We start from the raw sequence: 21,678 nt of genomic DNA, 5'->3' as shown, positions 1-21,678 counted from the left end.
GAGGTGTGAGATCAAGAAATGGTTCTTCTTGTCACCACGGCCAGCGCCCCGGGTACGCCAGACATACGCCCACACAGATCGTGGGCGTCGTAACTAGTGGTTCAAGGGGCTGGCGGTGTGACCGACAACCCCTGACCTGTCTGATTCGGGACTCGACATGCCCCAAACTCTAACATGCCTTCAATGGCGAGCGGTCTGGACAGATACTTCTTGAATCGGCACGGTGTCATTACGGGCGGGGGCCAGAACAACGTCCCTGGACATCACACCTAGATTTCCACTACTTTACATAATGTAGATTATCGGCTTACCGGAAATGCGGCTGGAAGTGGCTGCACTCGTTCCATTGGACACGTATTTCTACAGTTGCTTATTGGTCTTCCTCTAGGCGCACATCCTGCAGATCAAGCCGATGCTTCGCGAAGTCCAAGGTCTGCCGGATGAACTCCCGCGATCGCTCGTCGTGCATCGAGTAAATTACGTGACGTCCGGATTTCCTAGTTTGAAGCACACCCGCGGCCCGCAACCTGGACAGCAACTGGCTGGCGACCGTTGGGCTGACGCCAATCAACTGGGCCAGATCAGACAGAGATAGGTCCTCCATGGACAACGCCCAGAGCATCTGAAGTCTTGCCGGATCAGACAAGGTCTTGAGCACGGTTACCGACATGTCCAAGAGATCACTGGAGACGATCCCGTCTTCAGTCGTTGGGACAATGAATTCGCTGGTCATCTCACGCACTCCCTCTCCGCCATTCGCCCGCCCTGGCCTGATCCAACCATTGCGGTCCAGCCCTATGGGTGTGTCCATTATGGCCACGTAATGCGATAAAGCGATAGATACGCAAAAAATTCACATGTCTTGAGCGGGTTCATGGTCAAAACTGTGAGCACTCCCCTGCTTAAATCATTCATTTAGTTATACACTACATAACCGGTGACTAGTAGTTTTGACCACAATTTTCTAGCACAAAGCTTTCGTGCCGTCTCCAAAGGTGGCGATTGCATCACAGAAGATTGGTCGTATCAGTGCCCGGTGGCAAAATTTAGATATGGCTAAACCGCTGCTGGGCATTCCCCACAGGAATAAGTACGCTCGTCGGATCCGTGAATCGCTCAAGCTGCAAAATATCGAAGCTGATACGGTCCAGAGTGAACTGATCGACCTTCTTGAACGCACTCTGCGCGCGCAGTCGCCCGCAAAACAACCCGGTGTCTATATTTACGGGCCTCCAGGCCGCGGCAAGACACTCATCATGAACACCTTGGTCTCCGTCTTGCCAAACGCCACCACGGCGCGCTTCCATTTCCACGAGTTCTTCCAGCGTTTGAATTCGCCGGTCAACCGCGTCCCTGGCCAGCCACTGGGGGCGGTCTTCGCGCAAGGTCTTGAGCGCGAACTGTCTGGCCTCGAGGTACTGGTTTTCGATGAGTTCCATTGCACCGAACCCGGAGATGCGATGTTCATGGCAAAACTCCTCCGGCATTGCACGGAGCATGGAATCCAGCTGTTCACCACGTCGAACTACGGTCCGGAGAACCTTCTGGATGATGACGCGTTCCATCACTTGGTACAGCCGACCATTGACCGGATTCAACGGGACTTCATTGTTTTTTCCCTGGATCATTCAGTTGATTATCGTCAGCTCGTTTCCGATCCAGGGCTCGCTCCTGACGGGTATCGGAAAGGCTCACTGAATCTTTTCGAGACGCCAAACGAAATGCCAGTTCACGATACGATGGTCGAGATCGGCTACGACGAAATCGGTCCTGTGCACTTGAGGGCGGATGAAATCTGGATCAGCTTCGATCAAATTTGCCGAACCCGCCGCAATACTGCCGACTATCTGGAGCTGGCAAGACGGTATCCATGCTGGCATATAACTTCCATCCCAGCGAGCTCCACCTTGCCGATGGATGAGGAACGTCGACTAGCGAATCTCATCGATATCTTCTATGACAAGAACGTGGAAGTGCACCTGTACGCCGCGGACAATCTCGGCGATCTTGGCCATATGCTGCATGACACCGAAAGGGCTCGACTCACTTCGCGCCTGGCCCAACTGCAGCTCAACGAGTACGAAAGGACTTGCGTTTCCCGATGAACACCCCATACACCGCCCAGGACATCGAGATTTTGGTTCGAGAAGTCCTGGACACGGCAAACGATGATCTCGTTTTGCCAATCGTCCAGCTAGGTCATCCAGTTCTCCGCCAGCAGGCCGAAGCCTACGACCACCAGCTGCCACAGGAATTGCTCGAAGAACTGCTCGATGCGATGCGCCAGACCATGTACGATGCTCCTGGCGTAGGCCTCGCAGCGCCTCAGGTGGGTATCCCCCTGCAGATCGCGGTACTCGAAGATCTCTATCCAGTTCCAGAGGAAATTGCTGCGCAACGAGAGCGTGAACCGCTGGATTACTTCGAGATCTTCAACCCTGCTTATGCTGCCGCCACGGATCGTGAAGCAGTGTTCTATGAAGGCTGCCTGTCCTTCGAGGGGTTCCAAGGCGTAGTCACCCGCCCCGCCGATATCACCGCAAATTACCAAGACCGCGACGGCCAGAAAATCACGCGCAACTTCTCCGGCTGGCAGGCCCGCATTTTCCAGCACGAAACCGATCACCTGTCGGGCACCGTCTACATCGACAAGGCCGTAACCCGCTCCTTGATCAACGAGTCCGAACTGTGGCGCCATGAAAGCACGGACGTCGCAACTGCACAAAAGGTACTGAAATTCTAATGTCCTCCGGCGCTGCCAGCGTTACCTGTCCGGTATGCGAGCAACCCCTAGGCTACACAGGAACCCCGGGCAGAACCCTGAGCTGCGATGCAGGGCATCGCTTCGATGCCGCAAAACAGGGCTACTTCAATTTCTTGACTGGCAAGGGAACCAATTTCCTCGAAGACACCTCGGGCATGGTTCAGGCCCGTGATGCGTTCCAAGCCAAGGGGCATTACGAGCCTCTGGCGCTCGCGCTGTCCCAGCTGATCAATAGTCATCACCACGGAAGTTCTCTCGACGTGCTGGATGCGGGCGCAGGTACTGGCTACTACCTAGCAAGAATCCTGGAACACTCCCCTGCTGACGAACGTGATGCGTTGGCCTTGGACATCTCGCGCTTTGCAATGCGTCGAGCCGCGAAAGTTCCCAGCACGCTCGCCGTGGTCTGGGATGTCTGGCGAAAATTGCCCACGGCTGATCGATCACGTGATGTGGTGCTCAACTGCTTCGCTCCGCATAACCCCGCCGAGTTCCAGCGCGTGCTCCGTCCCGGTGGGATATGCATTGTCGTGACCGGTGAACCAGAGCATCTGAACGAAGTCATCGAGCCGCTGGGCATGCTCTCCGTCGCCCCAGGCAAGCAAGCAGCCCTGATTGAAAAATTTGATGCCGAAGGATTCCGCCATCTCGAATCCACGAAGCTGTCCTATCGAATGAATTTGAATACGGATGATCTCTTTCAACTTGCATTCATGGGTCCATCCGGTCACCACCTCTCCCCCGAATTGCTGCATCAGCAAGCTTTCGAACTGGGTGACCAGGCGGTAACCGCCTCCTTCGGAGTACACGCATTCGTCACGCAGGGCTAGAAAATACCCCAAAATGACTACACTCTTTACCCGACATCTACGGCAGAATGGAGGAAAGACCAGTTACGGCTGGTCAGGGTCCTAACAGAATTTAGGTGAATGCCATGACAACCGCCGAATGGATCATCAGCAACGCTTGGGTGATCTGGCTGGCACTGTTCTTGCTGCTGGCGATCATCGAGATGCTATCTCTTGATCTCTACTTCATCATGCTCGGCGTCGGGGCCCTAGGTGGCGTAGCGGTCGCACTGCTCAGTGGACCCATATGGCTGCAGGTTCTCGTATTCTGCGTTATTTCATTGTTGATGATCTTCTTGGTTCGACCAATCGCGGTCAAGCATCTACGGAAATCACCCGAGGGATTCCGCACGAACATCGAGCGGCTCATTGGTGCGGATGCACTAATTCTTGAACCGACCTCGCGCATGTCGGGTTCGGCCAAGATCCATGGAGAGATTTGGACTGCCCGCGCTGATTCGAGCGTTCCAACCATGAATCCCGGTACGTATGCCGTGGTTTCCCGTATCGACGGGGCAACTGCGTACCTGACCGCGAAGTCCCCGGACCCCGCAAACGGCTAAATATCCTGACGCCCCAAATTCATCACTACTGCACAAAGAAAGAGGGTACGACCATGAATTCAGATGGTTTTGGCTTGACTATTGTGCTTGTCGTTCTGGCAATCTTCGTGATTGTCGTCCTGCTGCGCAGCGTGCGTATCGTGCCACAGGCACGTGCTGGCATCGTTGAGCGGCTCGGCAAGTACAACCGAACCCTAAACCCCGGCCTGACGATCTTGATCCCCTTTGTGGATCGCTTGCTGCCCCTGCTGGACCTCCGTGAACAGGTTGTTTCCTTCCCGCCACAGCCAGTCATCACCGAAGACAACCTGGTCGTTTCGATTGACACCGTGGTCTACTTCCAGATCACCGAGCCACGCGCGGCCACCTATGAAATCGCCAACTACATCCAAGCTGTCGAACAGCTGACCACCACGACGCTTCGTAACGTCGTAGGTGGCCTGAATCTGGAAGAGGCCTTGACCAGCCGCGACCAGATCAATGGCCAGCTGCGCGGCGTGCTCGACGAGGCCACCGGCAAATGGGGCATCCGTGTTTCCCGTGTCGAGCTGAAGGCCATTGATCCACCGCTGTCGATCCAGGACTCGATGGAGAAGCAGATGCGTGCCGAGCGTGACCGCCGTGCGGCCATCTTGACCGCTGAGGGCACCAAGCAGTCCGATATCCTCACCGCCGAAGGTGAGCGCCAGGCAGCGATTCTCAAAGCCGAAGGTGACGCACAGGCATCCATCCTGCGCGCGGATGGCGAGTCCCAAGCTATCCAGAAGGTCTTCGACGCAATTCACGCAGGACGCCCGGATCACGAGTTGCTGGCCTACCAGTACCTGCAGACCCTCCCGAAGCTTGCCGAAGGCACTTCGAACACCCTGTGGGTCATTCCGAGTGAACTGACCGAAGCGCTCAAGGGCATCGGCGGAGCACTGGGCGGCAACGGTTCAAGCAGCAAACCTGCGGCTCCGGAATCGCCATCAGCTCCCGACAGCAACCTCTAGCGACAACCGGTTGAGAACCTAATAGCCGTCTGCGGCGAGGTGCATACGATGCACCTCGCCGCAGACGCGTATAATGGATGTTTTGGCACCAGGAATTATCTTCATCTCTAGTCGGAGGGAATGATTTCCGAATGCCAAACGTTGGTACGTGTAGCGAATTCTTCAAACATCGCGGAGGGAAAACATGAGCGATCGCAGCCTACGAGGCATGCGCCTGGGTGCACAGAGCATGGAATCTGAGGCAGGTGTGGAGCCGGCTGCCCGTCAGCGCGTGGAATACCGTACCGAAGAGGGCGAGACCGTCTTCGTCGTCTTTGCTGCAGAAGCTGAAATTCCAGCGACCTGGCACACCAAGACCGGTAAGGAAGCCAAGCTCGTCCATGGCGAAGCCAAGGCCGAAGAACCAGGCAATGAGAAGCCTGTCCGTACCCACTGGGACATGCTTCTGGAGCGCCGCTCCGAGGAAGAACTGGAAAAGACTCTGGCTGACCGCCTCCAGCAGCTGCGTGCTGCGCGTGGAGAAGCCGTCTAATCTCCCCCACTGCCGGTTGGATGCCGTTTTGGCATCTCCGCAAGGGTTTTAGTCGAGGGCTCGGTTTGACAGCATTATCGCTGTCAAACCGAGCCCTCGAACTTGTACCGAATGGCTTGAGCACAAACGCCGATGGTGATGCGTAATTTGCGGTCGCTGTAAGGCGGATGCTTGAAGCTTTCCGATGCTTCTGGGTTAAAGGGAACTGGCGTGCAACGATTCTTCGTTGCACGCCAGTTCCCTTTGCCAAGTATTTACTTTTTGGAAGTCAGCTTCTTCCACCGGGCGCCCAAGCCCCAGCGGGTGACATTCCACATTGCTTCGAATACGATGTTGCCACTCATCTTCGAAGCGCCCAGTTCGCGCTCTACGAACGTGACCGGAACTTCAACGATCTTCTTGCGCAGCATGGCCACGCGGAAGGTCATATCGACCTGGAAGCCGTAGCCCCGCGACTCAACTGCATCGAAGTCGATGGCTTCCAAGGTTTCTCGCTTGAAGGCACGGTAGCCTGCGGTGATGTCACGCAGCGGCAAGCCCAGCATGGTACGCGAGTAGAAGCTGCCGCCGCGGGAAATGATCTTGCGCAGCAACGGCCAGTTAACTACTTCGCCGCCTTTGACCCAGCGCGAACCGATCACAAGATCCGCACCTGCAGCGCTTGCCTCCAGAAGGCGTGGAAGCTGCTCTGGCATATGCGAGCCGTCAGCGTCCATCTCAACCAGCACGTCGTAGTCGCGTGCCAGGGCCCACTCGAAACCTGCGATGTATGCGGCGCCTAGGCCATCCTTGCCGGTACGGTGCAACACATGGATATTCGAGTCCTCAGCAGCCATCTTGTCTGCCAGTTCTCCTGTGCCGTCGGGCGAGTTATCATCGACGATCAATACATCCGAGTCAGGAACTGCGGTACGCAAGCGTCCTACAGTCAGCGGAAGCGACTCCAGTTCGTTGTAAGTCGGAATGATTGTAATGACGCGCACGCGGCGGCACCTTTCTTGGTATTCGACACAAAGCTTGTTGCCTGCTCGGCTTCGGCCCATGACTTCAGCAGGAATCTAGGCCAACAAGAGTTAATCCAAACTAAAATTATAGTCATCAATTGCAAGCCAGCGATCTTCGGACACCGTGTTAACGAACGATCCTCAGTGACTTCGGCCCTATTCTCTACGTCGAAAGGCACAGAGAATGTTATCTAAGGTCACTGAGGATCGTTGTATAAATTACGTCGTTTCCAACGCAATGAATGTGCATCTCGAAGAGGCGCTTAGTCCAGCCTAGTGCGTACCCCACCTAGCCTGTCAACCATCAAATGACTTCACTCTTTATCTAGACACCACTAGTCAGGATAAAATTCGTGAAATTATTCCAATTACTGAGCAACTGTTTCGCTTTAGGCTAATTCCGCTGGTTCGAGCGCATTGAAAAGCGTGACTCCAGCGCGTACTGTACGCAGGCACTGTGGAATCTCCTCATCAACCACCGGGAGCATCGGAGTCCCGGCACGGGCGTCAGTGCTCCAAGAACTAATTCGGACATCCGGGGTTTGCACAGCAAGTTCAGAGGCAGTCCACACCGCAAAGGTCGCCGGTGCACCGATCACGAGCTGCCCGGCAAATGGGTTCATCTCGCCCATGGCTCGATAGGTGGATCGGGTCTGCGCCAGGAAGGCCGCACGTGCAGAGATTCGCGCTTCGGCATTCGCCATGTTCATGCCGGCGCGCACAACCTGCCAGCCGTCGACCTCGGTGACCGGGGCATCAGAACCAAGCACCAGTGGGACACCGGCGGAGAGCATGGCCGAGAGGTTGTTCATTGAGCTTGCGCGCTCCCCCAGGCGCTGCGCGTACATGCCGTTCGAACCGCCCCACGCCTGGTCGAAGACCGGCTGCATGGAAACCATGATGGCGTACTTCAGCAAACGGGCCCGCGAAGCGTCATCAACCATCTCGACGTGTTCCAGACGGTGGCGGCACATCTGCAGTTTGGCTACGCCAATCTGCTCGGCGGCCAGATCGAAACCTGCCAAGACCTCGTCCAGGGCGCCATCGCCGATCACATGGAATGCTGCCTGGATTCCCCGGGAACTGCACGCAACCAGATGGGCCGCGATCTCCTCGCGCTTCAGGTACAGGCAGCCACGTTCACCTGCCAGATCGCTATACTCCTCGCGCAGGTATGCCGTGTGGCTGCCCAACGAACCATCCACGCGAAGGTCGCCTCCCAAACCCAGCAGCTTGCCTTGCGGGAACGACGCGACCAGTTCCTGGGCGATATCCGGATCGCTGACCAGTTCACCCCAGTAGGCATGCACTTGCGGCAGCTCAGCGTTGTCGATGGACAGCAGCTGTTCCAGTGCCTCGCGGCCTTCGATATGCGGGGCCGCCATCTCCACAACGCTGGCGAATCCACGCGAGGCATAGTGCTCCAGTGCCAGGCGCTGGTATTCCTGTTCCGCTTTGTGCGCTACGGCCAGCGCTTCACGCACCGTGTCGTGATCCGCACCCGCAACGATGCCGGAGACCAGGTGCCCCAGATCCAGCAAATCCAGCAGTTCCCGATTCACCAATGCGCTATGCACATCCCGGCGGGCCAGATAGTAGCCACGGCCTTCAGCGGCACTGGTCAGATCCGTTTCCGCAGGCAGTTCCTGGTTGGCCCAAGCGGAGTTGTCCCAGCCCTGGGCCAGTACCAGCTTGGTCGACTTCTGAGCCTGCTCGGCGACGAGGGAAAGCAACGACGAACCCGAGGCGGCTGCCCCCAGATCGGCGCCCGACAGGGTCCGGCCCAGGGCGGCAAGGTGGGTATGGGATTCGACGAAGGCAGGGGTAACCAGGCCGCCCTTCAGGTCGATCACTTCGTCGGCGGCCGCCACGTGGCGCTCGGCCGCGTCCTCGCCGCCCAACCAAGAAATGGTGTCGCCGTCCACCACCATGGCGGTCGCGAATGGATCGGCCGCCGAATAGATGGACCCGTTTCGGTAGAGTGATTTTGCCATCAGCGTCTCCCTTTTCTCCTGCACTGGCTAATAAGTATTCGACTGGACGACCCGGCTAGTCCAGCACATTCGAGTAGGCCACGACGCCGCGCTTGATCTGGTCCACTGCCTTGTAGGCGTTGCGCACCAGCAAGGGCGGAAGATCGGAATTCTTGGCGAACTGGTCCAGGGTATCGATGACCTGCTTGGCCCAGCGCACGAAGTCGCCCGGTGCCAGATCGGTACCGCGCAACGCGCTGTTCAGGCTCGAGCCCCGCGCCCACTTGTATATCGGCCAGATCAAGCCGGATTCCGGCGGAGCGGTCGGGTCGAGGTTCAACGCCTCTTCAGCATCCGAGAGTTCGCCCCAGATCTTGATGGTGGTGTTCCAGATGTCATCGATCTTGCCCGTGGGCATTTTCGGATCGGCACGATCCATGTCCCGGCGCGCCTGGTAGACCAGGCTGGCCACCACTGCGCAAAGTTCTTCGGACTTGAGCTGGGTCAACTTGCCGGTCTCCAGGATCTGGCTGGTGAGCAGGTCGCGGTCGCCATAAATCCGGCGCAACCGGCGGCCCGAGTCGGTCAGCACGAAATCTTCGCCGCCGTCGGATGGAACAAGGTATTCGAACTGCTCCAGCACCTTGCAGACCTTGTCGAACTGCGTGGCAATGGTGTTGGTCCGTCCGCGGATGGCGCGACGGGCCTTGTCCGTATCCTTCTTCAGCTTCCAGTACCTGTCGGCCCAGCGCATGTGCTGGTCCTTCTCCGAGCAGGCGTGGCAAGGATGGTCCTTGAGCTCAAGGCGCAGCGCGTTGATTTCACGTTCGAAAGAATCCGATCCTTCGAAATCGAAGCTCTGGGCATCCTGGCGCGGAGGACGCGACTCGTAGATCGAGTTGCGCAGGGACGAGGCGAGGTCCCGGCGCTCCTTAGGCGTACGCCCGCTGAAACCCTTGGGAATCTTGATCCTCGAGATGATCTGGACTGGCCCGTTGAGGTCTTCTACTGAGAGCCGGCGAAGCTGCGCTTCTTCGGTCAGGACCGTATGGCGTGGGTTGTACATTGCCTTATCAAGCTCGACAACCACGGCACGGCCAAAGCGGCGTCCGCCGGGCAGGTCAACCACATCTCCGCGGATCACTGCTTGCAAGGACTGCTCTGCTGCCGAACGGCGCTGGTGGCGGCGGTCCTTGGCAGCATTCTTCTCGACCTGCGCCAGATTCCGCTGCAGTTTCAGGTACTCCGTGAAATCACCGAGATGGCATTCCATCGACTTCGCGTAGCCAGCTAGGGATTCCTCCTTGGAACGAACCTGGCGGGCCATCCCCACCACGGAACGGTCCGCCTGGTACTGGGCAAAGGACGACTCGAGAATTTGCCGGGTCTGCTCACGGCCAAACTGCGCCAGCAAATTGGTTGACATGTTGTAGGTCGGGCGGAACGAAGAATTCAGCGGATAGGTGCGCTTCGAAGCGAGGCCTGCCAAGGCCTCCGGCTCCAGATCAGGGTTCCAGAGGACAATTGAATGGCCCTCAACGTCAATGCCACGGCGCCCCGCACGCCCGGTGAGCTGTGTGTACTCCCCCGAAGAAATCTGCACATGGGATTCGCCGTTGAATTTCACCAGCTTCTCCAGCACAACCGAACGAGCCGGCATGTTCACGCCCAGCGCGAGGGTTTCTGTCGCGAACACCACCTTGATCAGGTTCCGCGCAAAGAGGTCCTCGACGATTTCCTTGAAGATCGGCAGCAGGCCTGCGTGGTGCGAGGCAAAGCCGCGAACCAGCCCATCGCGCCAAGACCAGAATTCGAGAACGTCCAGATCTTCGTTGGGGATCCGGTAAGCAACTTCATCCAGAGCCTGGGCAATCTCGGCCGCTTCTTCATTGGTCGTCAGGCGCAGATCCGCCATGGCGCACTGCTGGACCGCCATATCGCAGCCCTTGCGCGAAAAAATGAAAAAAATCGCTGGCAGCAAAGCGGCACGGTCGAGCTTGCCGATCACCGCAGGGCGACTGATACGATGCCCCATCCCGGATCCACGCTGGGGTGCGCGGCCGCCACGGCCTCGGCCGCCGTTTCCGCGGCCGCGCTGCACGCGTCCTCCAGGACTGTGCGAGCGGACGAGCTTGCGCAGTTCGGGGTTGACCGAGGCTTTTGAATCGTCTTCGGCGACCTTGTCGAAGGCCACATCCTCGGCAAACAAGTCCACCACATTGGGGCCGACCATGACATGCTGGAAAAGCGGCACCGGACGATGCTCGGAAACGATGATGTCGGTCTGGCCACGGACGGTATCCAGCCAGCCGCCGAATTCCTCGGCGTTGGATACAGTAGCCGAGAGCGAAATGATCTGCACGTTGGACGGCAGATGGATGATGACTTCTTCCCAGACGGCGCCGCGGAATTTATCCGCAAGGTAGTGGACCTCGTCCATGATCACGTAACCCAAGCCGTCGAGGGTCTGGGAATCCGCATAGAGCATGTTGCGCAGCACTTCGGTAGTCATCACGACGATCTGCGCCTCGGAGTTGATCGACGTGTCGCCGGTCAGCAATCCGACCTTCTGGGCACCATAGCGGTTGACCAGTTCCGAATACTTCTGGTTGCTCAACGCCTTGATCGGTGTGGTATAGAAAGCCTTGCGGTTCTCACCCAGCGCCTGGTAGATGGCGTACTCGCCAACTACGGTCTTGCCCGCGCCGGTGGGTGCGGCGACCAAGACGCTGTGCCCTTCTGCGACCTTCTGGCAGGCTTCGGCCTGGAACGGATCAAGGTCGAAGGAGATGCTGGCTCGGAATTCCGGAAGTGCAGTGCCGTTTTCGACCTGCCGTGCCTTGGAAATCGCGTAGCGTTCCGCGGGTGAAGTCACTTGTGGTCGTTCACTTTCTCGCCCTGGTTCAGAGCTGGGATTTCGGTTCGTCAATCGGGCTTGGGGTATTAATGCCAGAAGTCTCGCCACTGGCCAGGCGCTCATTCTCGGCTTCCTGCGCCGCCAGCTTCTTCGCGCGCTTCTTGTCATTGAAGTGGCAGATCAAGGTAGCCACCGCGAAGGTGATGAACAATGGCCCGGCCAACGCGAACATCGTGATCGCATCGCCACCCGGTGCAGCCATGGCGGCCACCAGCGCAATAAGGAAGACGGTGATGCGCCAGTGCTTCAAGATGAGCTTGGCTGGCAGGATGCCCACCATGTTCAGGCCGACCATCAGCACGGGCACCAGCATGGCCAGGCCGAATGCCAGCAGCAGACGGAAGATGAAGGGGAGGTACTCTGAAATGTTCAGCAGGTTATCGGAGTTTTCCGGCGACAGGCTGATGAAGAATTCCAGTGCGAAAGGCAGAACGAAGTACGCCATCGCTACGCCGCCAAGGAACAGCGGCACCGCAGCGGCGACGAAACTGTAGCTCAACCGGCGCTCGTTCTTCTTCAGCCCCGGGACGATAAATGCCCACAACTGGTAGAGCCATACCGGGGAGGAAACGATGAGGCCAACGAAGAGCGCTACCTTGATCATGATGTCGAAGGGCGACATCACTGCGGTGAATACTACCGAGCCGCCTGCATCTTTCACAGGTGCAATGAGCAAGGCAAGCAGCCAGTCGTAAACGAAGAAGCCAGCAACCGTACCCAAGGTCAGCGCAATGAGCGACTTGAATAACCGGTTGCGTGCTTCAATCAGATGCTCTTTAAGAGCCATCCGACCTTCGTCGTTCTTGACCCGCTTCTTCTTGCCGCGCGGGTTCTTGTCTTTATTTGTTGCCACTGAAGAGGTCTACGAGTTGTTCTTTTCGTTGGGGTTCGGTTCATTGACGGTGCCATCAACGGTTTCCGATTTAGGATCGTCGTCCTTCATCTGGCGAACCTCGGACTTGAAAATGCGCAACGACTGACCCATCGAGCGAGCCAAGCCTGGAAGCTTTGGAGCGCCGAACAGCAGAAGCGCCAGCACGATAATGATGACCAGATGCCATCCCTGTAAGCCACCCATGTGGATTCCCTTCTCTTTCCTTAAGTCTACGTCAGAACAGGCGCAGATCACGCATGTTCTGAGCCTGGCCGCGCTGTGCGCGACGTGCGACACGTCGTACTCGACGCGCCTCGATTCTTTCGGCTCTCCCCTGATCGCGAAGCGCTTTGATCATCTCCGGATCCCCATGCGTCGCATCGGTTCCGTGCGGGTAGCGACGCGGGTTCGCAGCGTATTCGACGACGCTGCCTTCTTGGCTTAAACCGGCACTGATGTGATCAGCCGCGTCGCCAAGCCCCTCAACGACCGCCATGCCTCGTTTGAATAAACGGAAGCCGGCCATCACTGCTGCAAGTACTGTTGCCAAAACGAGTACAGTCCACAAAAGGACCCAGAACCACCAAGGAAGCATCTACTTATCCTCATACATTGCGATAGCCTCGTCCAACCAACCCAGTACATGTTCGCGCGTAGCGTCAGGAGAGACCACAGTCAGTTTACCGCTATGGCGAGCCACCAGCGGCGCAGCTACTTGGTGATCCGAGAACTGGACCTTGGCCAAATATCCCGCCCCGATCCTTCCCGTAGACCAGGATGACGGATGGAATGCTTCGATAACCGGCAAGATTTCCGCGTCAACATGGACAATGACCTGTAGATCCTCGTCGCTGGACTCGTAGCGGATCTGGACATCCTGCTGGTCTTCATGCCGGGATTCCAGCTCGAAGTGTTCACCGATAATTTCCACGCTTAACATCCGGTCCACCCTGAAAGTTAATACGCTGTGCCGTTTTCGGCACCATGCGCGCAGATACTGCACTACGCCATCTTCAATGAGCCGGATCGGTTCCACATCGCGAAGCTGGTGCGTGCGCGAACTGGCCGAGTAGTAGTCGATGCGCACGACGTCCTGGGACCGTATTGCCTGGACCAGCTGCTGCGGAATGTCGTTCTCCCGCGCCTTGGAGAGCGCGAAGCCCAGCGCCCCGCTCCAGCCGTCAAAGCGGGCCACGGCGGAGTTGACCTTGGCCAGCGCGGCATCGAGCACCTGCTGGTGCTCGAACTCGGGAATGCTCGACAGGGCATTTAGCCCGCCGAGCACGGCCACTGCCTCCAGCGGTGCCAGCTTCTGCGGCTCGGCGAGCAGTGCCGCATTGGAGATCGTCACGGTATCGGACTCGACGTCTCCGTCGTTGACGTTGATCAGCTCATCGTGCTGGCCGTTTGGCACGCCGCACATCATGATCATGGCCAATTCTTCGCGCACCTTGGCAACGCTCATGGCGTAGCGTTCGGCCAGTTCCCCGATTTCCACGACACCGTGGGCGTGCACATATTGGATCATGTCGATATTCCGCATGACCTGGGTCGTGGTGGTGCCACGGCCGGTGGCGCGATGCGGACGGAACTTCACGTCTGCAAAGTCGCCCTCGGTGCCCTGGCTGCTCTGGGCGTTGCGTGCGTCGCGCAGAATCTGCTGCACCTGCGTTACGAGTTCGGCTGGCGCCAGGACTTTGGCTGCCGGACCGTAGGCGGCCAGCTGCCGGGCAAATGAATGCGGATCCGCATAGCCGATCTGCAGCTTATCCTGGTCGCTGCGTCCATTCACTGCTTGGGCACGCAGCGGAATGGCGTCATCGCCCAGGAGCAGCACCGTTGCCATCAGCCCCGGATGCTGCAGGTCGAAGTCCTGCAGCACCCGGGTCATGTCGAAATCTGCCGGCCGGGCACGATACTGCCCGTTGGACCCAGCACCGCCATGCCGGAAGTTGGCGAACTTGCCCTGCACCCGCGAAAGGCGGAAGACGCGGGTGTCGTCCCGCGTATGGTCGTAGCCGGTGAAGTACCAGTTGCCGTAGCGCTGGCCGATCCCCCACACATCGACGATGCGGTCGCTGCGCGTCCCGTTGGAGGACGTGTAAGCGAACTTCAACGTGTTGCGGTTGAAGACGGCCAGGGCGCATTCCCGGAAGTTCGGTTCATCCATGGACAGGCGCGGAACCAGTGAGCCGGCCAACGGGGCGACCGGAGCGGCATCGCCTTCAAGCCCGGTGACCCGGGCGGCTGCGTTGAGCCCGAGCGTCTGCAGCTTGGTGTCTTTCCAGAGGCTCGCGGCCAAGGCGACGAGGCCGGCTTCCGCGGGGCTGAATTCCACCGGCGGAAGGAACCAATCGGTCGTATCGATGCTGTAGTACGTGACATCGTCGATCACTTCCTTGTCCAGCTGCAGCCCGAAGTCATTTCGGATGTCGTCCTTGAGGCGATCCAGTGCCTTCTCGCGGGTTTCCTTGCTGCCTTCCGGCACCAGGTATGATCCAATGCGCTCGGCGTTGAACTTCCGTGATTTGGTAGCCAGCGCATAGATGAGGCTGGTCAGGCGTTCTGCCTTGCTGGGTCCAGGAGTTTGCTTTGTGCTCACGTGCCTACAGTAACCAATTTTCACTTGCAACGATGACTTTTAAGACAGCAACGGCCCCGATTCGTGAATCGGGGCCGTTGCCAGCACATGGAATTACTTCGTGCCCATCAAATCGACAACGAAGATCAGCGCTTCATTAGGACCGATGGCACCCGGGGCGCCACGCTCGCCGTAGGCCAGGTGCGATGGGATGTCCAGGCGGCGGCGGCCGCCGACCTTCATGCCCAGCAGGCCCTGGTCCCAGCCCTGGATGACCATTCCGACGCCCACTGGGAAGTCGAGGGTCTGCCCGCGGCCCCAGGAGGAGTCAAATTCCTCGCCGGTTGACCAGGCGACGCCTACGTAGTGTGCCTGGACGGTGGTGCCTGGGGTGACCTCCGCGCCGGTTCCCTCGATCAGGTCGGTGATGACCAGTTCTTCAGGAGCGTCGGTGCCCGGGAAATCGATCTCCGGCTTAGTGCGGTCGTAGTTGCGTTCTCCGAACGACATGCTCACGGCCTTTCTGTTACTTGCTTTCGCTTACCTTGTCTAATTCTACGTAGAAGACCAGTGGGCCTGCAGGCTTGCCCTGGGCTTCAGCGTTTTCGCCGTAGGCCAAGTCGGTCGGGATGGTCAGCAAGACCTTGCTGCCTTCCTTCAGGCCCTGGAAGCCCTGCAGCCAGCCCTCGATCACGCCGCCAGTCATATCGGCCTCGTAGCCTTGTTCGCTGCCGAAGTTGCCGTCGAACTTCTTGCCGTCTTCCCAGCGCACGCCGTGGTAGTGGGCGGTGACCTTCGAGGTTTCGCCAACGGCTGGCCCGTCTCCTTCTTCAAGGACGTCCACGGCCAGCCCTTCAGGAGCCTCGGTGTCCTTCGGGATGGTGATCTGCGGATCGCCCTTGCCGGTCTTCACGGTGGGGAGCTTGCCCGCGTCCTTGAGCTTCTTGACCTCGTCCTGGCCCAGGGTCTGGCTAGGGCTCTTGGAATCGGCGATCTTGATCACGATCAGCCGTTCGGCACGCGAGCCTTCGGCCGGTTCGGCCACGGAACCATCTGCCTGCTGCACGCCTTCAATCGCCGCATAGGCGATCCAGTCGCCAACCTGGGACTTCAACAGGGTGTCGTACAGCTCGGGCATCTGCTCCTTGAGCGTCTCGTCAACCTTCATCGGCGATGGATCGGCGGTGAAGTTCTCATTGGTCAGCAGGCCGTCAATGGTCTTGTAGAGGCCCGACTGGATCTGGATGGTGTCGCCTTCCTTGACGTCCGCTCCCTCGCCCTCCACCACGGTGACAGCTTCTGCCTTCTCGGTCAGCAACGGGGCATCGAACTTGACCTCCGGTGCGGTCTTCTCATCTGCTGCTGGCTTGACGTCGATGTCGCTCAGGGCTGACGAACCCGAACCGCAGGACGCCAGGGCAAGGATGGACGCGGTGGCGCATACTGCCAAAACTTTTCGCACGAATCTTCTTTCCGGTTGGATTAGCTGGTGTTGCATTGCGGGCTTGCCTGAAAGGCATGGCTCGAAATGGCCTGCGTCCAGCATAGTTGTTTTTGCTGTGTAAATACTTGTTTCCAGCTTGCTATTGCTGCTGGCCCATCAGCTCGATGAGCTCGTCGATCCGCGGATTGCTGGTAGCGAACGGGTCCTTGCACAGCACGATGCCGCCCGGACCGTCCTCGTACTTCATGTGCACCCAGTCCGCGCTATAGCGCCGTCCGTTGGCCCGTGCGGCACGAATGAATTTGCTGCGCAGCGCCGCGCGTGTCGTGGCCGGCGGATTGTTCACCGCCTGCAGGATTTCGGCATCGGAGACCACCGAGCTGGCCAGGCCGCGGCGCTTGAGCAGGTGGAACAGCCCGCGCTGCGGATCGATGTCGTGATAGGTCAGGTTCAGCTGCGCGAGCCGTGGCGCCGAGAGCTCGAGGGAATTCTTCCGCGCATATCCCATCAGCAGCTTGTGCTTGATGGCCCAGTCGATGTCCTTGTCGATCAGCGAGAAGTCCTGGCTCTCCACGGCGTTCAGGGTGCGTTCCCATAATTCCAGGACGGTGTCGACCTGGTCGTGGTGCGCGCCGTGGCGGGCGATGAATTCCTTGACCGATTCGAAGAGGATCCATTGGATCTGCAGTGCGGTGGGCTCGTCGCCTCCCATCAGCCGCACCACGGTCTGGCCGGTGAAGTCATGGGAGATCTGGCGGATCGAGCGGATCGGGTTTTCCAGCCGCAAATCGTGGTAGATCTCCCCCGATTCGATCAGCCGCAGCACCAGGTCGGTGGCGCCGATCTTGAGCAGCTGGGTGGTTTCGCTCATTGTCGAATCGCCCACGATGACATGCAGCCGGCGGTGGTACTCGGCATCCGCATGCGGCTCGTCGCGGGTGTTGATGATCGGCCGCGAGCGCGTCGTGGCCGAGGAGACCCCTTCCCACATGTGGTCGGCGCGCTGGGAGAAGACGTACTTGGTTTCCCCCTCATCGGTGATCAGATGCCCTGCACCGCACAAGAGTTGGCGGGTGACGAGGAAGGGGATGAGCATGTCTGCCAGGCGCTTGAACTCGATCTTGCGCGGGATGAGGTAATTCTCGTGGCACCCGTAGGAGTTGCCGGCGGAGTCCACATTGTTCTTGAACATGTAGATCCGGCCTTCGTGGCCTTCTTCGGCCAGCTGGTCTTCGGCCTGGTCGACGAGGTCGAGCATGAAGAATTCGCCTGCGCGGTCATGGGCGATCAACTGCTTGAGCTGGTCGCATTCGGCGGTGGCATACTCGGGGTGCGAGCCGACATCCAGGTAGAGGCGCGAGCCGTTCTCCAGGAAGACATTCGAGCTGCGCCCCCAGCTGACCACCGGCTTGAACAGGTGCCGTGCGGCATCTTCCGGGGTGAGCCGCCGCCCATCGGACGGGACATAATTCAGTCCGAACTCGGTTTCCAGACCAAAAATTCTGCGATCCACGCGAAGCTACTTCCCCTCAACTGCGGTTCTGCGCCGGGTGGCAGAACACGACGTCCAAAGCCGAAAGCCCGTGCGGGCTTACTGGCCGCCCTTTTGCACGAATCCGCGCACGAACTCCTCGGCGTTGGATTCCAACACCGAGTCGATCTCGTCCAGCAGGTCGTCCACGCCGGCGGACTGGCCGGTGGTGTTCACCTGGACCTGCTCGGCTTCAGCCTGCTGGTCTTGGGTGTTGCGGCGGGACGAGAAGCTTTCCTGGGTCATCGTTTTCTCCTGACGTAGTCGCGAATCCCGGAATTACGCACCGGGACTCATACCTATTCTGCGCCGATTAGCGGTGCCGCGCCAATTCGTCGATAAATTCCGCAATCTCCAACTCGGCCTCGAACAGCTCGCCCACCTGCGCCCGGGTTCCGGCCAGCGGCTCGGGCATGTGGAAGCGGCTGATCTTGCGCGCCCCGGGCACGGCGAAGGACAGAGCATCCCAGTTCGCCGCGACCACATACGGCGCATAGCGCTGCAGGGTCATGCCGCGCAGGTAGGCGCGGGTATTCTCGGGCGGCGCGCTGACCGCCTGGTTGATCTCCTGCTGGCTGAACAGCGTCTGGATGGCTCCGCGTTCGGCCAGCCGGTAGTACAGCCCCTTGTTTGTGCGCAGATCCGCCCATTGCAGATCGAGCATCGCCACGCGCGGATCCGACAGCTCCACTCCGTGGCGCTGGGCGAACCCGTTGACCAGCTGGTATTTGGCGATCCAGTCGATCTGATCGGCAGCGTCCATCGGGTCGCGCTCGAGCAGATCCAGCATCTGCGCCCAACGGGTGAGGATCTCGGTGGTATCTGGATCCGCAATCCCCCGTGCCGCGCAGTAGTTTTCCGCCGCGTGCAGGTAATGGCGCTGGATCTCGATGGCCGTCAGCTGCACCCCGCCGCGCAATCCCACCTTGGCCTTCAGCGTCGGATCGTGGCTGATCTGCTGCAAGGCCAGGACCGGCTCGGCCAGTTCCAGCTGCGGGGCCATGCCCGCTTCGATCAGCGAGAGCACCAGGTTGGTGGTGCCCACGCGCAGCAGGGTGGAGATCTGTCCGAGGTTCGCATCCCCGATGATCACGTGCAGCCGCCGGTACTTGTCCCAGTTCGCGTGCGGCTCGTCGCGGGTGTTGATGATCGGGCGGTTGATCGTGGTTTCGAGCCCCACTTCGGCTTCGAAGAAGTCGGCGCGCTGGGAGATCTGGAAGGCGGCCCGTTCGTTGAGCATGCCCTGGCCTACCCGCCCGGCACCGCAGAAAATCTGGCGGCTGGCGAAGAACGGGGTGAGCCCGCTGGCAATGGCAGAGAACTCGATGCCGCGCGGCATCAGGTAGTTCTCATGCGAACCGTAGGAGACCGACTTGTTGTCGGTGTTGTTCTTGTAGAGCAGCAGTTCCCCGCTGCCCAGGCGCGCGGCGGCCTGGGCGGCGCGGCGCATCACCTCGTCGCCGGCCTGGTCCCAGAGCACCGCGTCGCGCGGGCTCATCGTTTCCGGGCTGGAGTATTCCGGGTGGGCATGGTCCACGTATAGGCGTGCGCCGTTGCCCAGCACCATATTCATCACTACATCCGTGGAGTCCTTTTCCTGGTAGAGCGTGGATCCCACATGCGCGTCATTGCCGTCGAGCGCAATGGACTCGGCGGTCCAGATGCCCTCGTCATCCAGCCCCGGTTCCACGTCGGTCAGCTGGCTCGGGTGCGCCTGCGCGCGGTCCATAGCGAAGCCGCGCGCATCGGCCAGCGGGGATTCGTCGGAATAGTCCCAGCGCGCGGCCTTGGCCGCCGAGTCCTGCTCGGCGACCAGTTGCGCGTAGGCATCAACGATCTGCGCCGAGAGCACCGTGGCTTTGGCCTTGGGCATGTTCGGGCGGATGATGCCGTATTCGGTTTCCAGGCCGACTAGCCGGCGGGCGCTCATTTGCCGGCCTGCTGGTTGACCAGGGAACGGATGTTGCTGATCCGCTCGCCCTTGCGCCCGGAAATCCGCGCCCAGTCATCGGGGTTGGTGGTGTTGGGCATGTCTTCGTGCTCGGCGAATTCCTCGCGCACCGCGCGCAGCAGGTACTCGGTTTTCAGGCCTCGCTCGTTGTCCGTGATCAGCGCCTTGATGGCGTGTTTCTTGGCGCGGTCCACGATGTTGTGGATGACCGCGCCGGAGGCGAAGTCCTTGAAGTACAGCACCTCCGTATCCCCGGTGACGTAGGTGACTTCGAGGAATTCGTTGATCCGCTCGGTGGAGTACATGGCCTTCACCGCCTCGCTGATCATGCGGGCGATGGTGGCGGAGGCATCGCCGGCATCGGCCGCGAGCTCCTCGGCGTGCAGCGGCAGCTGCGTGGTCAGGTACTTGCTGAAGATCTCCGCGGCGCCCTCGGCGTCGGGACGGCGGATCTTGATCTTGACGTCGAGCCGTCCTGGCCGCAGGATCGCCGGGTCGATCATGTCCTCGCGGTTCGAGGCGCCGATGACGATCACGTTGTCCAGCCGCTCCACGCCATCGATTTCGGCCAGCAGCTGCGGCACGATGGTGGTTTCCACGTCCGAGGAGACGCCGGTGCCGCGGGTCCGGAACAGCGCTTCCATCTCGTCGAAGAACACCACGACCGGATCGCCGTGCAGCGCCTTCTCGCGGGCGCGGGCGAAGATCAGCCGGATGTGGCGTTCGGTTTCGCCCACGTACTTGTCCAGCAGCTCCGGGCCCTTGATGTTCAGGAAGTAGCTGCGGTTGCTGGTGCCTTCCTTGCGCTCGGCGACCCGCTGGGCCAGCGAGTGGGCCACGGCCTTGGCGATCAGCGTCTTGCCGCAGCCCGGAGGGCCGTAGAGCAGGATCCCCTTGGGCGCGCTCAGCCCGTGCTCGCGGTACAGTTCCGGATGGGTGAAGGGCAGTTCCACCGAGTCCTTGATGGCTTCGATCTGCGAGTTCAGCCCGCCGATATCCGAGTAGGCGATGTCGGGCACTTCTTCGAGCACCAGGGATTGCACGTCGGTGAGCTGGACGCGGGAGACCGCCATGCCCGAGCGGGAATCGATGGACAGCTGGTCGCCGACGCGCAGGTGCATCTCGCGCAGCGGTCCGGCCAGCTCGATCACGCGCTGGTCATCGGCCCGGGCCATGACCACCGCGTGGTGGTTTTCCAGCAGTTCCTTGACCGTGACCAGTTCCCCGGTTTCCTCGAAGCCCAGGGCTGCAACGATCACCAGTGCCTCGTTGAGCAGCACCTGCTGGCCGATGACCAGCTTCTCGAAGTCCAGCAGCGGGCTGACCGCCACGCGCATCTTGCGCCCAGAGTAGATCACGTCGGCCGCCTGCGCGCCGGTGGATTCGATGCCCAGGCCCGGTTCGGGGTGCTTGCGCGGGTGCTTGGCCACGATGGTGCCGTGGCTGAAGGGGGTGTCGCCGTCTTTTTCCAGCGCGGCCTTCAGGTTGATGATCTGCTCGCGCGTGGTTTCCAGCAAGGCGACCAGCCGCTTGTTGTTCCCGCTGATGCCTGCCAGCTGCTTGTCGAGGTTGCGGTTCTTGTCGCGCAGCACGTTGACCTGGCGTTCGGTCATCTGCAGCCGCTCGGCCAATTGTTCTGCTTCGCGATTATCGTTCACGTTCCAACCTCCAACATCCAACGCCATCCGGGCCCGTTCTGGGAGC

General features: G+C 59.7%; 21 protein-coding genes and 1 pseudogene. 7 read left to right on the top strand and 15 right to left on the bottom strand.

Translation table 11 applies throughout. The features are described 5' to 3' along the window. Positions 1-11 precede the first annotated feature (11 nt). Positions 12-65, bottom strand: coding sequence for a chloramphenicol resistance leader peptide (locus ACLQ8T_RS08420; protein WP_011113070.1), 54 nt, complete (start codon positions 63-65; stop codon positions 12-14). 305 nt (positions 66-370) lie between these two features. Next, positions 371-733, bottom strand: a complete 363-nt coding sequence (locus ACLQ8T_RS08415; protein WP_204722122.1) for an ArsR/SmtB family transcription factor — start codon at positions 731-733, stop codon at positions 371-373. Positions 734-980: 247 nt separating this feature from the next. Here ACLQ8T_RS08415 and zapE point away from each other — a divergent pair, with 247 nt between their 5' ends. The 7 genes and pseudogenes from zapE (at position 981) to ACLQ8T_RS08380 (ending at position 5,699) form a co-directional block, all read left to right on the top strand. Next, positions 981-2,105, top strand: coding sequence for a cell division protein ZapE (gene zapE / locus ACLQ8T_RS08410; protein WP_413454394.1), 1,125 nt, complete (start codon positions 981-983; stop codon positions 2,103-2,105). Continuing rightward, positions 2,102-2,743 (top strand): peptide deformylase, encoded by a 642-nt coding sequence (gene def, locus ACLQ8T_RS08405; protein WP_204722118.1) that lies wholly within the window; start codon positions 2,102-2,104, stop codon positions 2,741-2,743. Before zapE ends, def begins: the two co-directional genes overlap by 4 nt. Continuing rightward, positions 2,743-2,832 (top strand): annotated as a pseudogene (locus ACLQ8T_RS08400) (hypothetical protein); the annotation flags it as partial. The gene def and the pseudogene ACLQ8T_RS08400, both read left to right, overlap by 1 nt. A gap of 45 nt (positions 2,833-2,877) precedes the next feature. Further along, on the top strand, positions 2,878-3,594 hold the full coding sequence (locus tag ACLQ8T_RS08395; protein ID WP_413456398.1) for a methyltransferase domain-containing protein: 717 nt from the start codon (positions 2,878-2,880) through the stop codon (positions 3,592-3,594). Positions 3,595-3,698: 104 nt separating this feature from the next. Then, a complete protein-coding gene (locus ACLQ8T_RS08390) occupies positions 3,699-4,175 on the top strand; it encodes an NfeD family protein (protein WP_038991063.1) in 477 nt (158 codons plus the stop codon). A 53-nt stretch (positions 4,176-4,228) separates the two neighbouring features. Continuing rightward, a complete protein-coding gene (locus ACLQ8T_RS08385; protein ID WP_204722114.1) occupies positions 4,229-5,167 on the top strand; it encodes an SPFH domain-containing protein in 939 nt (312 codons plus the stop codon). A gap of 184 nt (positions 5,168-5,351) precedes the next feature. Further along, on the top strand, positions 5,352-5,699 hold the full coding sequence (locus ACLQ8T_RS08380; protein ID WP_038991059.1) for an RNA polymerase-binding protein RbpA: 348 nt from the start codon (positions 5,352-5,354) through the stop codon (positions 5,697-5,699). Between the two features lie 254 nt (positions 5,700-5,953). Here ACLQ8T_RS08380 and ACLQ8T_RS08375 read toward each other — a convergent pair whose 3' ends face one another. The 13 genes from ACLQ8T_RS08375 to arc all read right to left on the bottom strand — a co-directional run bounded on the left by ACLQ8T_RS08375 (position 5,954) and on the right by arc (position 21,659). Next, a complete protein-coding gene (locus tag ACLQ8T_RS08375; RefSeq protein ID WP_038991057.1) occupies positions 5,954-6,682 on the bottom strand; it encodes a polyprenol monophosphomannose synthase in 729 nt (242 codons plus the stop codon). A 410-nt stretch (positions 6,683-7,092) separates the two neighbouring features. Further along, entirely contained in the window at positions 7,093-8,697 is a 1,605-nt protein-coding gene (locus ACLQ8T_RS08370) for an amidohydrolase (RefSeq protein WP_413454393.1), read from the bottom strand. A 55-nt stretch (positions 8,698-8,752) separates the two neighbouring features. After that, positions 8,753-11,551, bottom strand: a complete 2,799-nt coding sequence (locus ACLQ8T_RS08365) for a DEAD/DEAH box helicase (RefSeq protein WP_413454392.1) — start codon at positions 11,549-11,551, stop codon at positions 8,753-8,755. Positions 11,552-11,579: 28 nt separating this feature from the next. Then, positions 11,580-12,446, bottom strand: a complete 867-nt coding sequence (gene tatC, locus ACLQ8T_RS08360; protein ID WP_413454391.1) for a twin-arginine translocase subunit TatC — start codon at positions 12,444-12,446, stop codon at positions 11,580-11,582. A 9-nt stretch (positions 12,447-12,455) separates the two neighbouring features. Further along, positions 12,456-12,671: a Sec-independent protein translocase subunit TatA gene (gene tatA, locus ACLQ8T_RS08355; RefSeq protein WP_022875116.1), complete on the bottom strand. Its 216-nt coding sequence runs from the start codon at positions 12,669-12,671 to the stop codon at positions 12,456-12,458. Positions 12,672-12,702: 31 nt separating this feature from the next. Further along, a complete protein-coding gene (locus ACLQ8T_RS08350) occupies positions 12,703-13,062 on the bottom strand; it encodes a hypothetical protein (protein ID WP_204722106.1) in 360 nt (119 codons plus the stop codon). After that, positions 13,063-15,069 carry a helix-turn-helix transcriptional regulator gene (locus tag ACLQ8T_RS08345; protein ID WP_413454390.1) on the bottom strand — a complete coding sequence of 669 codons (2,007 nt, stop codon included), beginning with the start codon at positions 15,067-15,069 and terminating at the stop codon, positions 13,063-13,065. 93 nt (positions 15,070-15,162) lie between these two features. Then, positions 15,163-15,558 (bottom strand): FKBP-type peptidyl-prolyl cis-trans isomerase, encoded by a 396-nt coding sequence (locus tag ACLQ8T_RS08340; protein WP_066138294.1) that lies wholly within the window; start codon positions 15,556-15,558, stop codon positions 15,163-15,165. Positions 15,559-15,574: 16 nt separating this feature from the next. Further along, positions 15,575-16,510 carry an FKBP-type peptidyl-prolyl cis-trans isomerase gene (locus tag ACLQ8T_RS08335; RefSeq protein WP_413454389.1) on the bottom strand — a complete coding sequence of 312 codons (936 nt, stop codon included), beginning with the start codon at positions 16,508-16,510 and terminating at the stop codon, positions 15,575-15,577. A 121-nt stretch (positions 16,511-16,631) separates the two neighbouring features. Next, a complete protein-coding gene (pafA, locus tag ACLQ8T_RS08330) occupies positions 16,632-18,005 on the bottom strand; it encodes a Pup--protein ligase (protein ID WP_413454388.1) in 1,374 nt (457 codons plus the stop codon). Between the two features lie 78 nt (positions 18,006-18,083). Continuing rightward, entirely contained in the window at positions 18,084-18,269 is a 186-nt protein-coding gene (locus ACLQ8T_RS08325) for a ubiquitin-like protein Pup (protein ID WP_413454387.1), read from the bottom strand. Between the two features lie 67 nt (positions 18,270-18,336). After that, positions 18,337-19,953 (bottom strand): depupylase/deamidase Dop, encoded by a 1,617-nt coding sequence (gene dop / locus ACLQ8T_RS08320; RefSeq protein ID WP_413454386.1) that lies wholly within the window; start codon positions 19,951-19,953, stop codon positions 18,337-18,339. Beyond that, positions 19,950-21,659, bottom strand: coding sequence for a proteasome ATPase (gene arc, locus ACLQ8T_RS08315; protein WP_413456397.1), 1,710 nt, complete (start codon positions 21,657-21,659; stop codon positions 19,950-19,952). Before arc ends, dop begins: the two co-directional genes overlap by 4 nt. Positions 21,660-21,678: the final 19 nt, after the last annotated feature.

This window comes from Glutamicibacter sp. FR1 (genome assembly GCF_047300825.1).
Taxonomy (GTDB): Bacteria; Actinomycetota; Actinomycetes; order Actinomycetales; family Micrococcaceae; genus Glutamicibacter; species Glutamicibacter nicotianae.
The sequence above is the reverse complement of the archived record's forward strand: the minus strand, read 5'-3'. Positions and strand labels throughout refer to the sequence as shown.

Excerpts from the sequence above, each read along its gene's own strand:
- ACLQ8T_RS08415 (WP_204722122.1), bottom strand. The coding sequence starts at position 733 with ATGACCAGCGAATTCATTGTCCCAACGACTGAAGACGGGATCGTCTCC.
- def (WP_204722118.1), top strand. The coding sequence starts at position 2,102 with ATGAACACCCCATACACCGCCCAGGACATCGAGATTTTGGTTCGAGAA.
- ACLQ8T_RS08390 (WP_038991063.1), top strand. The coding sequence starts at position 3,699 with ATGACAACCGCCGAATGGATCATCAGCAACGCTTGGGTGATCTGGCTG.
- ACLQ8T_RS08385 (WP_204722114.1), top strand. The coding sequence starts at position 4,229 with ATGAATTCAGATGGTTTTGGCTTGACTATTGTGCTTGTCGTTCTGGCA.
- ACLQ8T_RS08380 (WP_038991059.1), top strand. The coding sequence starts at position 5,352 with ATGAGCGATCGCAGCCTACGAGGCATGCGCCTGGGTGCACAGAGCATG.
- ACLQ8T_RS08370 (WP_413454393.1), bottom strand. The coding sequence starts at position 8,697 with ATGGCAAAATCACTCTACCGAAACGGGTCCATCTATTCGGCGGCCGAT.
- tatA (WP_022875116.1), bottom strand. The coding sequence starts at position 12,671 with ATGGGTGGCTTACAGGGATGGCATCTGGTCATCATTATCGTGCTGGCG.
- ACLQ8T_RS08350 (WP_204722106.1), bottom strand. The coding sequence starts at position 13,062 with ATGCTTCCTTGGTGGTTCTGGGTCCTTTTGTGGACTGTACTCGTTTTG.
- ACLQ8T_RS08340 (WP_066138294.1), bottom strand. The coding sequence starts at position 15,558 with ATGTCGTTCGGAGAACGCAACTACGACCGCACTAAGCCGGAGATCGAT.
- ACLQ8T_RS08325 (WP_413454387.1), bottom strand. The coding sequence starts at position 18,269 with ATGACCCAGGAAAGCTTCTCGTCCCGCCGCAACACCCAAGACCAGCAG.
- dop (WP_413454386.1), bottom strand. The coding sequence starts at position 19,953 with ATGAGCGCCCGCCGGCTAGTCGGCCTGGAAACCGAATACGGCATCATC.
- arc (WP_413456397.1), bottom strand. The coding sequence starts at position 21,659 with ATGGCGTTGGATGTTGGAGGTTGGAACGTGAACGATAATCGCGAAGCA.